Here is a 12,871-nt window from a genome sequence, read left to right as displayed (position 1 = left end):
AAGGCTCCGCCGCCCGCCGGCGGACGGCTGCGCCGAACGGCACCCCCACTGCGCCCAGTGACCCACGTCACTCCGCTAACCGGTCACCCCCACCCCGTCGATCATGAGGTTGACGGCGACAAATCGGACGCTGAACGCGGCCAACTTCATGATCGACGGAGCGGAGGGGTCAGCCGGGGAGGTCGTGGTAGCGGCCTCGGTAGTGCAGCAGCGGGGGCGTGTCCGCAGGCAGGTCGACCGATTCGATGGTGGCCTCGACCAGCAGGCCCCAGCCGTACTCGCGGGCGGTGTCCAGGCGGCAGCCCGCCCACCCGCCGGCGTCCGCGGGCACCGGCCCGTACGGCGTCTCGGTCCAGGCGTCCAGCGCGAACAGGCCGCCGGGCGACGGGAACAGGCCGGCGAAGCGGTCGGCGAGCTGCCGGTGCTGCGGGCCCAGCGGGGCCACCGCGAACCGTCCCGCCTCCTCGATCGCCGCCCACAGGTCCGACTCCGCGTCGACCAGGCCGAGCAGCCGGTCCGGCTCGCCCTCGGCGACCAGCGTGGAGGAGACGGTCAGCCCGGCCGGGCCGGGCGCGGTCCAGAGCGTCACCGGGGCGGCCAGCCGTCCGCGCAGCCGGCGTACCGGCGAGCGTTGCGCGGCCGGTGCCGCGAACGGGTCGGTGGAGTGGATCTGCGCGCCCGGCTCTGGATTCACGTGAAACATTGTGCCGCCCGCCGCCGGGCGAGGTTCGACGGAACGCCCTACCCTGCCGGGCATGAACCTCATCCCCCCGCAGCAGCTCGCCCAGGAACGGGTCGTCGCCGCCGACGCCATCCTCGGCGGCCAGGTCGACCTGCGTGCCTATCCACACCGGCACCTGCTGGTCAGGGCGAACAACACCTGGGGCCGCCGGGCCTACCAGCCGCTGATGGAAGCGGTCGAGCATCTGTCCAACTACGGCTGGGAGCTGGTCACCATGACCAGCGTCGGCGACGGCCACCACGTCTACGCGGCGATGCGCCGCACCGCCTGACGGCGGGCCGAGACCCGCGGATCAGTCGTCGGCGAGCAACCGGCGGGCGGCGGCCAGCACCTCCGGGTCGGCGCAGCCGTCCGCGTACCCGGCGATCCGGCGCCGGATGTCCCGCCCGAGCAGCCACTCCCCGATCCGCTCGGCGACCGGGCGCAGGAACGCCGGGCGGCAGCGGAAGTTGTACCGCCACGTCGCGACAGTGGTGCCGGGATCCGGGCCGGGCGCGAACCGCCAGCCGCCGCCGAACCGTTCGAAGAACCACGGTCCGCGCACCATCTTCATGCCGACGTTCGTCGGCGGCGACCAGGAGACGTACTCGCTGACCATGACCAGGCCGTGCCGGGAGCGGGTGAACGTCCGCACGCCCCGGCCGGGCCGCGTCGCGCCGTCGACGAAGTGCTGCTCGCGGACGAACGGATCCCACCGGTACCGCACCGGGGCGGTGGTCTGGGAGACGGCGAACGCCAGCTCCGGGGGGACCGGGACGGTGACGACCGCTTCGACGACAGGCATCAGCGCCTCGGAGTGACATTCGCCAGCAACTCCGGCTGCCGGTGATCCAGCGTGTCCCCGGCCATGTACGCGCCGAGCAGCGCGGCGCCCCCGCCGTACGCCAGGCCGAGCGGCAGCGCGAGCCAGAGCCACACGTCGCCGAGCAGCGCGGCGGCCACGACGAACGGCACCGCCACCACCGCCGAGCCGACCATGGAGACCAGGGTGAGGAGACCCTTGGTGAAGCCCGCGCCGCTGTTGAGGGCGAACGGGTTGCTCGACTCGGGCAGCGAGTACGCGCCGAGCACGGAGACGAACGCGTTGATCGCGAGCCCGCAGCCGTACGCGGCGAACAACGCGCCACCCATCACGCCGAGCCATTCGGGCCGGCCGAGGACGACCGCCAGCGCCACCGCGATCACCACGAGCATCGGCACCACGTAGATCGAGAACGCGGCCATCCGGGCCCGCAGCTCCACCCGCCCCGGCACACCGGCGACCACGTTCGCCGCGTACGAGCTGCCGTCGAAGCCGAACTGGTTGGCGAGCGTCAACGACGCGAGCGCCCCCACGAAGATCATGGTGAGGCTGACCATGGCCGGTGAGGAATCGGCTGTGGCCTGGTCGAATGCGGCGCCGCCCTCGGACAGGAACGCGGGGCCGCCCAGGTTGACCATCAGCGGCACGAACACGCCGACCACGGCGACGGTGATCAGGTTGGCCCGGCGGCGGGCGTCCCGCCACCAGTAGCGGCACTCCCGGGCGACGATCGCGCCGAACCGGTCCCGCCGGGCCCAGCCCACCGCGCGGGGGAAGAGCTGCGCGGCCGCGCCGCCGGCCACCGCGCGCGGCGTCCGCGCGGGGCCGCTGCTCGCCGCGCCCACCATCGCCGTCTCCAGCGACCGGGACCACCAGAACAGGAGTACGCCGAGCGTCGCGAGCGCGATCAGCAGCTTCACCACCGCCGCGCCGGCCCGGCCCTGGGCCACGTCCAGACCGGCGGTCCACGGTGCGCCGAACGGCGTCCAGCCGACCACCCCTGCCACACCGTCCAGCCGGTCCCAGTCGGTCTGCCGTACCGCGGCGAGCACCAGCAACTGCAGCGGCCCGAGCAGTGCGGCCAGCACCGCGAGCAGCACGGCGGCCAGGTCGCGGACCCGGCGGGAGCGCAGCATCCTCGCGAACGCACTGGTCAGCGCGCGGGCACCGGCCAGGCAGACGAGCAGCCCGACGACCACGCCGAGCGCGCCGACCAGGGCGGCCGCCCATCCACCGAGCGCGCCGGCGGTGACCACCAGCCCGGCCGCCGTGATCGCCGTCGCCAGCGCCGGCACGCTGACCAGGGCGGCGGCGAGCAGGCCGGTGACCAGGGTGCGGCGGGACAGCGGCAGCAGCGCGAACCGGGCCGGGTCGAGCGTCTCGTCCACGCCGAAGAAGACGAGCGGCAGGAGCAGCCAGCCGAGCGTGAGCAGGCCACCGCCGAAGGCGGCGATCATCAGCGCGTACCGGGACTCACCCGCCAGGCCCGGCGCGGCCAGCAGGAAGAACCCGACGGCGGCGAACCAGAGCCCGAGCAGCAGGCCGAGGATGAACAGCGCGACCCGCCAGGTCTGGCCCCGGAAGTTGTTGCCGAGCACCCGCAGCTTGAGCCGGACGAAGTGCCAGGGCGACACCCGCCGGGCCGGGCGCTCGGGCACGGTCACCGGGACAGCCACGACAGCTCCTCGCCGGTCGCGGTCCGGCCGCCGACGACCTCCACGAAGACGTCCTCCAGCGACCGGTCGCCGCGCACCTCGGTCAGCGTGCCCACCCGCTTGATCCGGCCCTCGGCCAGGATCGCCACGTGGGAGCAGAGCCGCTCGACCACCTCCATCACGTGGCTGGAGAAGATAACCGTGCCGCCGCCGCCGACGTACCGGTGCAGGATGTCGCGGATCAGCGCCGCCGAGACCGGGTCGACCGCCTCGAACGGCTCGTCCAGCACCAGCAGGCGCGGACCGTGCAGCAGCGCGCAGGCCAGCCCGATCTTCTTCTTCATGCCCGCCGAGTAGTCGACCACGAGCGTGCGGCCGGCGTCGGAGAGCGCCAGCACGTCGAGCAACTCCGCCGCCCGCTGGTCGACCACCGCCGGGTCCATGCCGCGCAGCAGACCGTGGTACGCCAGGAGCTCCGCCCCGCTGAGCCGGTCGAAGAGGCGTACGCCGTCCGGCATCACACCGAGCAGGCTCTTGGCGCGTACCGGGTCGGCCCAGACGTCGTACCCCAGCACCCGCGCCTCACCGGCGTCGGGCCGCAGCAGGCCGACGGCCATGGAGAGGGTCGTGGTCTTGCCCGCGCCGTTCGGGCCGAGCAGCCCGTAGAACGAGCCGGTCGGCACCGCGAGGTCGACGCCCGCCACCGCGACCTTGGTGTCGAAGCGCTTGGCCAGACCACGAAGGGACAGTGCCGGGTGCTGATCGGTCATGGTCCGACCGTATCGGGCTGCGGCCAGCGGCCGCTCGGACGGCAGGATGATCTCGCCTCATCCCTGAGAGGTACGAGTCGCATTGCCGACGGCCTGCAACCGGCGACCCGGGCGGTGGGTGTCAGTCCCAGGGACGGCAGCGGGGAGAGACATGGATGCGGACAGTGCGTTCGAGGAGTTCTACCGGAGCAGCAGACAACGCGTGGTGACGGTGCTGTACGCGCTCGGCGGTGACCGGGCCGAGGCACAGGACGCCGCCCAGGAGGCGTACGCGCGGGCCTGGCAGCGCTGGTCGCAGGTCAGCGAGTACGACGACCCGGAGGCGTGGGTCCGTACCGTCGGCCACCGCCTGCTGGTGAACCGGTGGCGCAAGGTGCGCAACAGCGTCGTCGCCTACCGGCGGCACGGTCCACCACCGCCGGTGCGGCCGCCCTCGGAGAACACCGTGGCCCTGGTCGCCGCGCTGCGGCAGCTCTCCTCGGACCAGCGGCAGGCGGTGGTCCTGTATCACCTGGCCGACCTGTCGGTCGCGGAGATCGCCGCGCAGACCGGTGTACCCAGCGGGACGGTCAAGGCTCGCCTCTCCCGGGGCCGCAAGGCCCTCGCCGCCCTGCTCGACATGACCCTGCCGGAGGAGATCCGCAATGCCTGATCCGATCTTCTCGGACCTGTACCGGGACACCGAGCACCTCGTCTGGGCACCCACCGAGCAGGTGCGGCGTCGAGGTCGGCAGCGGACGCGGCGTACCCAGATCGCCGCCGGTCTGGCCGCCGTGGTCGCTGTGGGTCTCGTCGCGTCGGGTGTGGCGCTGGTCCGTCCCGACGCCGCACCGCCACCCGTGCCGCCGGCCACCGTCGTTCCCACCCCGCCGACCCCGGCGCCCACGCCCAGCTCCACGCCGTCGGCCGAGCCGTCCGAGAGCGGGACGCCGACGCCGAGCCGCACCACCGGACGGCCCGCCGGCACCACCGGCGGCGGGTCGACCAGCCGCGCGCCGAGCCGGACGATTCCGGCGGCGGCGATGCTCCAGCTCGCCGACCTGCCGACGGGCTTCACGATGAGTACGGGAAAGGTGGACGGCGACTGGTCCCTGGAGTTCATGGCCTCCCTCTGCGTGAACGAGTCGCCGACGCTGGCCGACGGGGAGATCGCCACCCGGTCGGTGGCGTTCAACTCGCCCAGTGACTGGATCGTCCAGCGGGTGACCCGGCACTCGGGCACCTCCGCCACCACGGTCATGAAGAATCTCCGCACCTTGGTCAAGGGCTGCGAGATGGAGCAGCCGGGCGACTCACTGTCGATCATGGCCGAGTCGCTCGGCGGCGACGACGGGGTGCTGGTGGGCAGCGATGTCGGGGGGAGGCCCGGTCGCTGGCTCGTCGTCCGGCAGGGCGACCTGGTGGCGCAGCTACGCCTCGACTCCCAGACCACGCCCACCGAGGCCCGCCGTACCGCCCGGTCGGTGGTGAACCGGCTGTGCGCCGGCACGGACACCTGCTGACCGGTGCTCGGGTGCGGGGCGGGGCCGGCGCGAGCGGACCCCGCCTCACAGGCGCAGCGACTCCGGCGTGTGCAGGCGGAGCATGGTGGCGCCGACGTCGCGGGGCAGCCGCCGCCGGCTCGCCATCGACACGACCACCATGACGGTGAACGCCAGCGGCACCGTCCACGCGGCCGGCTGGGTGGTCAGCGTCGCCGGCCAGCCGGTCAGCGGCGGGCCCAGCACGGTGAGCAGCACCGCGCCGACCGCCGCGCCGCCGCCGACCAGCACCCCGGCGGCGGCGCCCAGGTCGGTCAGGCCGCGCCACCAGATGCCGAGCACCAGCAGCGGGCAGAAACTCGACGCGGCCACCGCGAACGCCAACCCGACCACCTGCGACACGTCCAGCCCGGACACGTTCAGCGAGAGCACCGCCGGCACCCCACCGGCGATCACCGTGGCGAGCCGGAAACCGCGTACCGAGCCGCGGCCCAGCACGTCCGTCGAGATCACCCCGGCGACGCTGGTGAGCAGGCCGGACGACGTGGACAGGAACGCCGCGAACGCGCCGGCCGCGACCAGCGCCGCGAGCAGCCGGCCGGTGGTGCCGTCGCCGAGCGCCGCACCGGGCAGCAGCACCACCACCGCGTCGGTCTGGCCGCTCACCAGCAGTTGCGGGGTGTAGATGCGACCCAGCACGCCGTAGACCGTCGGCAGCAGATAGAAGACGCCGACCAGCGCCAGCACCACGAGCGTGGTCCGGCGGGCGGCGGCACCGTCGGGGTTGGTGTAGAAGCGGACCAGCACGTGCGGTAGGCCCATCGTGCCGAGGAACGTGGCCAGGATCAGCGAGTACGTGGCGAACAGTCCCCTGTCGTCCTCGCCCGCGGTGTCCGGCAGCAGCCATTCGGTGGCGCCGGTCGCCGCGCCGGACACCTCCGGCACCGGGTCACCGGCGGCGAACTCGAGGCGGTCGCCGGGGCGTACCTCCCGGATGTCGCCGTCGGGCAGCGTGAGCGTCGCGCGGTGCTCGACCACGACTGTGGTCGCGGTCCGGAACGTCGGCCCGTCGGGCGGAGTCACCGCCGGGCGGGCGTCGGCCTGCCACTGCAACGCCAGGAAGATCGCGGGTACGGCGAGCGCGGTGAGCTTCAGCCAGTACTGGAACGCCTGCACGAACGTGATCGCCCGCATGCCGCCCAGCGCCACGTTCGCGGTCACCACCACGGCGACGAGCAGCGCGCCGAGCGGGTACGGCGAGCCGGTGAGCGTGGCCAGCGTCAGCCCGGCGCCCTGCAACTGCGGCACCAGGTAGAGCCAACCGATGAAGATCACGAAGACGGTGGCGAGCGTGCGCAGCCGGCGGGAACCGAGCCGCACCTCGCAGAAGTCGGGCAGCGTGAACGCGCCGGAGCGGCGCAGCGGCGCGGCCACGAACAGCAGCAGCGCCAGGTATCCGGCGGCGAAGCCGACCGGGTACCAGAGCACGTCCACGCCGTACTTGAGGATCAGCCCGGCGACGCCGAGGAAGCTCGCCGCCGACAGGTACTCCCCGCCGATCGCGGCGGCGTTCCAGGTCGGGCTGACCGCCCGGGACGCGACCAGGAAGTCCGAGGTGGTGCGGGCCAGCCGCAGCCCGTAGAAGCCGATACCGACGGTGACCAGGGTGACGGCGACGATCGCCGGGACCACGTAGTCGTTGGACATCAGCGTTCCGGCCGTCGGATCAGGTCGACGAAGTCCTGCTCGTTGCGTTCGGCCAGCCGCACGTACGCCCAGCCGACCACGATCAGGAACGGGAAGGACACGACGCCGAGCAGCAGCCACGGCAGGTTGACCCCGAGCACTGTCACCCGGCCGACCGTTGGCGCGATGGCGAACAGCCAGGGCAGGCCGCCGAGCCCGACCAGCACCAGCAGGCTGAGCCGCAGCGCGAGGGAGAGCTGGGCGCGCATCAGCCCCTGCACGAGCGTCTCGCCGACCGGGGTCTGCTGGGTCAGCTCGGAGCGGGTGCGGTCGGCCGGATTGCCGGCCCGGGAGACCTCGGCCAGCACGATCCGGGTCCGCTTCGGCGCGGCGGCCGGCTGCGGCCGGCTGCCCGGCTCATGGCGGCCGGGCGGGGACGCGCGGGGGCCGGGAACCGGGGCGGCCTCGGCGGGCCGCCCCGTCAGATGCTGTTCCTCGGCTCCGGTCACCTCCGGCAGTCTCGCCCGCTCAGCGGGAATGTCAAGAGCAGGCGTTCGGGCCCTGTGCACAACCTGTGGATAACGCTTCACGGTTGTGGATAACCCGGTGGATGGCGTGGAGTCGTTGTGGACGACCGGACGGGGTGTCAGGGTGAGCCGGTAGAGAGGAGGTGTGACAGTGACCAGCCCGGCACGGCCCGGCAGCGGCGACGTCTGGACGGTCGACGACCTCCAGGATCTCCCCGAGGACGGCCAGGACTACGAGATCTTCGACGGGAGCCTGCTCGTGTCCCCACACGCGGACGTCCGGCACGGGGCGATCGCCAACCGTCTCCGTCGCCTCCTCGATCGGCAGGCGCCGTCCGGTCTGCTCGTCGGTCAGGACGTCGGCGTCAGCGCGAACCGCTCGTCCTACTTCGTGCCGGACGTCTTCGTCGCCCGCGAGGAGGCGTTGGAGCGTGGCGGCCCGGCGCTCACCCCGGCCGACGTGCTGCTCGTGGCCGAGGTCGTCTCGCCCGGCAACGCCGGCCGTGACCTGGTGCTCAAACGCCACGAGTACGGCGTCGCCGGCATCGCGAACTACTGGCTCGTCGAGCCGCGCAAGGAGACCGTGACGGTGCTGGAGAACGTCGGTGGTCGCTACCGCGAGTCCGCAGTGCTCTCCACTGCCGACGTGTACCGCGCCGACCAGCCGTTCCCGCTCGTTCTGCCGGTCGGCGAGATCTTCTGAACGCCGGGCTCCGGCGCTCGCGTCAGCTCAGCCCCACCCGTACCGGGTTCGCGGTCGCCGAGCCGAGCCAGGTGTGCGGGTTGCCGAACCAGCACCAGCCGAGCTTCGGCGCGCCCTGACTGATCCACAGCGCGGGCACCCGCCGGTCGCCGCAGCGCGACCCCACGAGCGAGAAGCACCTGTTGCTCGCCAGTGCCTGCGGGTGCAGCGTGACGAACGCCAGACCCTCGTCGATGGTGATCGGCAGCCGGTCCTTCGCGGTCATGTCCTCCAGCGCTGCCGACGGCGGCACGTTGCGGTACTCCTCGCCCCGGTCCACGTCGAACAGCAGGTACGCGGGCCCGGCGGGCACCTCCAGCTCCTTGATCGGGTGGAAGGTGGGCAGGTCGTCGGCGGGGAAGTTGCGGTCGAGGACGCCGGTCTTGCGCTTGCCGGCCAGCGTGGTGAGCGCGATGCGCTCCGGCACCGGCACCAGCTCCCGCGTGGTCACCAGCAGGAACGGCACCCGCGCGTCGGTGGGCCCGGCCAGGCCGGCGGCACCGGTGACCGCCGCGTCGCGCAGCGGGGTGAGCAGCGTCCGGAACTCCTCCTCGGTCTTCTCGGCCAGTGCCGGGTAGCCGAGCTGCACGAGGCGGTCGAGCTGGCTGTCGAATTCGGTAGCGGCGTCGAAGCGGTCGTCGGACATGCGGTCCCCCACCCTGTCGTACGGTCTGCCGTACATTGTACGCCAGTGTGCGGCAGCGACAAGCCGACTACCGCGCCGACGGCGGCCCCGACCCTCAGCGACTCCAGTCCTGCTTCGCGGCACGCACCAGCTTGTCCTTCAGCTCCCGGGTGTGCCGGCGGCTCACCGGCAGCTCGGATCCGTCGATCACCACCACATAACCGGAGTTGACCAGCCGCAGCTCAGCGATGAGCCGCAACTGCACCAGATATGAGCGGTGGATCCGGACGAACCCGGCGTCCGCCCAGCGTTCGGCCAGCGTCGCCAGCGAGACCCGGACCAGGTGCGACCCCTCCGCCGTGTGCAGCCGCGCGTAGTCGCCCTGCGCCTCCACCCACCGCACCGCCGAGCGGGGCAGCATCCGGGTGGTGCCTGCCAGCTCGATCGGGATGGTCGGATCCTCCTCCGCCCGGGCCAGCGCGGCCGGATGCGACGGCACCACCCGGGAGCCGATCACCCGGCGCAGCGACTCGGCCAGCCGCTCGGCGCGTACCGGCTTGCGCACGTAGTCGGTGGCGCCCAGGTCGAACGCGTCCACCGCGCCGTCGTCGTACGCGGTGACGAACACGATCGCCGGGGGCCGGGCGAAGCGGCGCAGCACCCGGGCCAGCTCCATGCCGTCCAGCCCGGGCATCCGGATGTCGAGGAACACCACGTCCACGTCGTCGTCGCGCAGCACCCGCAGCGCCTCGGTCGCGTCCCCGGCCGTGTGCAGCCGGGCCACCCGGGGGTCGGCGCGCAGGTGGTACGCCAGCTCGTCGAGCGCGGGCGGCTCGTCGTCCACCGCCAGCACCCGGAGGAACCCGGTGCCGGTGACTGTCACGACGACGCCCGGACGCCGGGGTGGAACTTCGGCACGCGCATGCTGACCTTCGTACCCGAACCCAGGCCCGTCTCCACCACTAGGCCGAACCCGTCCCCGAAGACCGACCGGAGCCGTTCGTCGACGTTCGAGAGGCCGACGTGCTGCCCCGGGTCGTCGGCCGGATCCCCGGCCGCGCCCGACACCTCGGCGATGCCGGCGGTAAGCGTCGTCGGATCCATCCCCACCCCGTCGTCCTCCACCGTGATGTGACACTCCGCGCCCGCGTCCCGGGCCTCGATGCTCACCATGCCGGTGCCCGGCTTGCGGGACAACCCGTGCCGGACCGCGTTCTCCACGAGCGGCTGGAGACAGAGGAACGGCAACGTCACCGGCAGCACCTCCGGCGCGATCTGGAGGCGTACCTGGAGCCGCTCGCCGAAGCGCGCCCGCTCGATGGTCAGGTAGCGGTCGATCGAGCGCAGTTCCTCGGCGAGCGTGGTGAACTCGCCGTGCGCCCGGAAGGAGTAACGGGTGAACTCGGCGAACTCCAGGATCAGCTCCCGCGCCCGCTCCGGGTCGGTCCGCACGAACGAACCGATCGCGGTCAGCGCGTTGTAGATGAAGTGCGGGCTGATCTGGGCGCGCAGCGCGCGTACCTCGGCCCGCGCCAGCCGCTCCCGCGACGACTCCAGCTCGGCCAGCGCGAGCTGGTCACCGGCCCAGTGCGCGGTCTCCAGCGTCGCCTGCACCAGCCCCGGGGCCGGGCGCTCGTCGGCCACCGCCACCAGCGCCCCGACCACCCGCCCGTCCGCGCGCAGCGGCGCCACCACCGCGCCGCGTACCGGACAGTCGACCAGGTCGCAGCGCAGCTCCGACTCGCCCAGCACCGTCGAGCGCCCGCCCTCGGCCGCGCGCCGGGCCGCCGCGACCAACTGGTCACCGTGGTGCGCGCCCTGCCCGTCGATCGCGAGCAACGCGTCCCGGTCCGTCAGCGCCAGCCCGGCCGCGCCGACGAGGGCCCGCAGATGGCGTACGGCCTTCGCCGCGTCCGCCGCGGTCAGGCCGGCGCGCAGCGGCTCGGCGGCGAGCCCGGCGGTGTGCAGCACCTCGTACGTGGCCCGCTGCGTGGCGGTGGCGATGCCCCGCCGTCCGCGCAGCCGCAGCACCGCCCAGAGCGCCGCGGCCAACGCGGTGACCAGCGAGACGACGGCGAAGACGGCGGAGAGGTTGCCACCCACGCAGCGATCCTGCCGGGTGCCGGCCCGGTAGCGCTAGTACGCGCCCTTGCGGGCCAGCACCACGCCCACGGTCCGCCACAGGATGCTCAGGTCGTACGCCAGCGACCAGTTGTCGACGTAGTAGAGGTCGAGCCGGACCGCCTCGTCCCAGGACAGGTCGGAGCGGCCGGAGACCTGCCACAGCCCGGTCATGCCCGGCCGCACCAGCAGCCGGCGCCGGACGTCGCCGAGGAAGTCGCCGTCGTCGGCGGGCAGCGGACGCGGGCCGACGAGCGACATCTCGCCCCAGAGCACGTTGATCAGCTGGGGCAGCTCGTCCAGCGACGTGGCGCGCAGGAAGCGGCCCACCGGGAAGACCCGGGGATCCTGCTTCATCTTGAACAGCATGCCGTCGGTCTCGTTGCGGTCGACCAGGCCGGCCAGCCGCTCCTCGGCGTCCACGTACATGGTCCGGAACTTCCAGACCCGGAACGTCCGCCCCTCGTGCCCCACCCGGGGCTGGCGGAAGAAGACCGGCCCGGGGTCGGAGATCCGGATGGCGACGGCGACGGCCACGAAGAGCGGGACCAGCAGCAGCAGACCCAGCCCGGCGGCGACCCGGTCCATCAGGTTCTTGGCGAGCAGCGCCGGCCCGGACAGGGTCGGCTCCTCGACGTGCAGCAGCGGCAGGCCCTCGATCGGGCGGATGTGCACCCGGGGACCGGCGATGTCGGTGAGCTGGGGTGCGACCACCAGGTCGACGCCGGAGCCCTCCAACTGCCAGGCCAGGCGGCGCAGTTCGCCCGGCTCGGCGCTGGCCGAGCCGCAGACCGCGATGGTGTCGCCGCCGACCTCACGCACCAGGGCCAGGACGTCCCGGCCCGCGTACACCGGCACCGGGGTCTCCAGGCCGCGCGCGGCGGCGTACCCGTCGGTGAGGTGGATGGCCACCGGCACCAGGCCGACGGACGGGTTCCGGGTGACGGTGGAGTAGACCTCCAGGCACTCCGGCAGCGTGCCGACGAGCACCATCCGGTGTCCGGCGTGGCCGGCGCGGCGGCGCAGCGCGTGCAGGCAGGCCCGGGCGATCATGCGGACGAGCAGGATCAGCAGCAGGGCGCCGAGCAGCGCGAAGCCGACCGTCCACCGGGACAGGGTGGTCTTCGTGGCGAAGGCGAGGAAGGAGACCGTCGCGGCGACCGCCACGCCGGCCCGGATCACCCGCTTGTACTCGTCCGGGCCGAGACCGAGGTAGCGGCGGTCGTAGGCCCGGTTGCCCCAGAGGATGAGCACCCAGCCGAGCGGCAGGAGCACGAACGCCACGGTGTAGAACCACGCCTCGGGCGCGTCCCGGAAGCCGGAGGCGGCCTGCTCGAAGATCTGCACGGCCAGGAAGCTGGCCAGGGCGGCCGCACCGAAGTCCAGCAGCAGCAGGAGGGCGATGTAGGGCCGGTGCCACCGGGACACCCGCCGGCGGGCGCGGGCCCACGCCGACCGCGGTACGCCGTTGTGCGACGGCGGAGTCGGCGGCTGGATCTCAAAGCTGTCGACGTGCCGCACGCTCTTGCTCCGGCCTCTGTCGGTTACCGGGCGCTGGAGGCTTGTCGTCACCTCAACCCATGTCCTCCCGCATGACCCGCGTCCTCACTCGGCGTGAGGGCCCGGGTCGCTCACCGTCCCAGTCTCCCACGCGGGCCCGGCCCGGACCGGCCCCCGCGAGGAAGCCGTTCCGCTGGTGCTCGGTGAGATCTGGCCGGCT

14 protein-coding genes are annotated in these 12,871 nt (G+C 73.2%); 4 read left to right on the top strand and 10 right to left on the bottom strand.

Translation table 11 applies throughout. The features are described 5' to 3' along the window. Positions 1 to 169: 169 nt before the first annotated feature. Positions 170 to 766: a flavin reductase family protein gene (locus NMK34_RS30275; RefSeq protein WP_318336163.1), complete on the bottom strand. Its 597-nt coding sequence runs from the start codon at positions 764 to 766 to the stop codon at positions 170 to 172. Between NMK34_RS30275 and NMK34_RS30270 the strand changes: the two genes are divergently transcribed. Then, complete coding sequence (locus NMK34_RS30270) at positions 756 to 1,013, top strand: hypothetical protein (RefSeq protein ID WP_262012975.1); 258 nt, start codon at positions 756 to 758, stop codon at positions 1,011 to 1,013. The two genes, NMK34_RS30275 and NMK34_RS30270, sit on opposite strands and share 11 nt — an antisense overlap. Before the next feature lie 21 nt (positions 1,014 to 1,034). Here the strand turns inward: NMK34_RS30270 and NMK34_RS30265 are convergent, their stop codons facing one another. Genes NMK34_RS30265 through NMK34_RS30255 form a run of 3 tightly spaced genes read right to left on the bottom strand, consistent with a single transcriptional unit; the run spans position 1,035 to position 3,969 of the window. After that, positions 1,035 to 1,526, bottom strand: coding sequence for an SRPBCC family protein (locus NMK34_RS30265; RefSeq protein WP_318336162.1), 492 nt, complete (start codon positions 1,524 to 1,526; stop codon positions 1,035 to 1,037). Next, positions 1,526 to 3,220, bottom strand: coding sequence for an ABC transporter permease (locus tag NMK34_RS30260; RefSeq protein ID WP_318336161.1), 1,695 nt, complete (start codon positions 3,218 to 3,220; stop codon positions 1,526 to 1,528). Before NMK34_RS30260 ends, NMK34_RS30265 begins: the two co-directional genes overlap by 1 nt. Then, positions 3,205 to 3,969 (bottom strand): ABC transporter ATP-binding protein, encoded by a 765-nt coding sequence (locus NMK34_RS30255; protein WP_135242523.1) that lies wholly within the window; start codon positions 3,967 to 3,969, stop codon positions 3,205 to 3,207. The genes NMK34_RS30260 and NMK34_RS30255 overlap by 16 nt, the downstream gene beginning before the upstream one ends. 151 nt (positions 3,970 to 4,120) lie before the next feature. Between NMK34_RS30255 and NMK34_RS30250 the strand changes: the two genes are divergently transcribed. Next, positions 4,121 to 4,621 (top strand): SigE family RNA polymerase sigma factor, encoded by a 501-nt coding sequence (locus NMK34_RS30250; protein WP_269703455.1) that lies wholly within the window; start codon positions 4,121 to 4,123, stop codon positions 4,619 to 4,621. Further along, entirely contained in the window at positions 4,614 to 5,471 is an 858-nt protein-coding gene (locus NMK34_RS30245; protein ID WP_318336160.1) for a hypothetical protein, read from the top strand. Before NMK34_RS30250 ends, NMK34_RS30245 begins: the two co-directional genes overlap by 8 nt. Positions 5,472 to 5,516: 45 nt before the next feature. Here NMK34_RS30245 and NMK34_RS30240 read toward each other — a convergent pair whose 3' ends face one another. Beyond that, a complete protein-coding gene (locus tag NMK34_RS30240; RefSeq protein WP_318336159.1) occupies positions 5,517 to 7,157 on the bottom strand; it encodes a cation acetate symporter in 1,641 nt (546 codons plus the stop codon). Continuing rightward, complete coding sequence (locus NMK34_RS30235; RefSeq protein ID WP_318336467.1) at positions 7,157 to 7,507, bottom strand: hypothetical protein; 351 nt, start codon at positions 7,505 to 7,507, stop codon at positions 7,157 to 7,159. Before NMK34_RS30235 ends, NMK34_RS30240 begins: the two co-directional genes overlap by 1 nt. Before the next feature lie 307 nt (positions 7,508 to 7,814). Between NMK34_RS30235 and NMK34_RS30230 the strand changes: the two genes are divergently transcribed. Then, complete coding sequence (locus tag NMK34_RS30230) at positions 7,815 to 8,366, top strand: Uma2 family endonuclease (RefSeq protein WP_318336158.1); 552 nt, start codon at positions 7,815 to 7,817, stop codon at positions 8,364 to 8,366. A gap of 22 nt (positions 8,367 to 8,388) precedes the next feature. On the opposite strand, the gene NMK34_RS30225 is transcribed toward NMK34_RS30230, so the two are convergent. From NMK34_RS30225 to NMK34_RS30210, 4 genes are all read right to left on the bottom strand, one after another. After that, the gene (locus NMK34_RS30225; RefSeq protein ID WP_318336157.1) at positions 8,389 to 9,051 is read right to left on the bottom strand and encodes a DUF5701 family protein; all 663 of its coding nucleotides are present in this window, start codon (positions 9,049 to 9,051) and stop codon (positions 8,389 to 8,391) included. Positions 9,052 to 9,145: 94 nt separating this feature from the next. Then, the gene (locus NMK34_RS30220) at positions 9,146 to 9,913 is read right to left on the bottom strand and encodes a LytR/AlgR family response regulator transcription factor (protein WP_013289288.1); all 768 of its coding nucleotides are present in this window, start codon (positions 9,911 to 9,913) and stop codon (positions 9,146 to 9,148) included. Next, a complete protein-coding gene (locus NMK34_RS30215; protein ID WP_318336156.1) occupies positions 9,910 to 11,133 on the bottom strand; it encodes a sensor histidine kinase in 1,224 nt (407 codons plus the stop codon). The genes NMK34_RS30220 and NMK34_RS30215 overlap by 4 nt, the downstream gene beginning before the upstream one ends. A 33-nt stretch (positions 11,134 to 11,166) precedes the next feature. Then, positions 11,167 to 12,672: a sugar transferase gene (locus NMK34_RS30210; RefSeq protein WP_318336155.1), complete on the bottom strand. Its 1,506-nt coding sequence runs from the start codon at positions 12,670 to 12,672 to the stop codon at positions 11,167 to 11,169. Positions 12,673 to 12,871: the final 199 nt, after the last annotated feature.

This window comes from Micromonospora sp. BRA006-A, from assembly GCF_033433935.1.
In the GTDB taxonomy this organism is placed as follows: domain Bacteria; phylum Actinomycetota; class Actinomycetes; order Mycobacteriales; family Micromonosporaceae; genus Micromonospora; species Micromonospora aurantiaca.
This window is presented reverse-complemented; position numbering and strand designations above follow the sequence as displayed.

Excerpts from the sequence above, each read along its gene's own strand:
- NMK34_RS30255 (WP_135242523.1), bottom strand. The coding sequence starts at position 3,969 with ATGACCGATCAGCACCCGGCACTGTCCCTTCGTGGTCTGGCCAAGCGC.
- NMK34_RS30275 (WP_318336163.1), bottom strand. The coding sequence starts at position 766 with ATGAGGTTCATGCCCGGCAGGGTAGGGCGTTCCGTCGAACCTCGCCCG.
- NMK34_RS30265 (WP_318336162.1), bottom strand. The coding sequence starts at position 1,526 with ATGCCTGTCGTCGAAGCGGTCGTCACCGTCCCGGTCCCCCCGGAGCTG.
- NMK34_RS30250 (WP_269703455.1), top strand. The coding sequence starts at position 4,121 with ATGGATGCGGACAGTGCGTTCGAGGAGTTCTACCGGAGCAGCAGACAA.
- NMK34_RS30240 (WP_318336159.1), bottom strand. The coding sequence starts at position 7,157 with ATGTCCAACGACTACGTGGTCCCGGCGATCGTCGCCGTCACCCTGGTC.
- NMK34_RS30245 (WP_318336160.1), top strand. The coding sequence starts at position 4,614 with ATGCCTGATCCGATCTTCTCGGACCTGTACCGGGACACCGAGCACCTC.
- NMK34_RS30225 (WP_318336157.1), bottom strand. The coding sequence starts at position 9,051 with ATGTCCGACGACCGCTTCGACGCCGCTACCGAATTCGACAGCCAGCTC.
- NMK34_RS30270 (WP_262012975.1), top strand. The coding sequence starts at position 756 with ATGAACCTCATCCCCCCGCAGCAGCTCGCCCAGGAACGGGTCGTCGCC.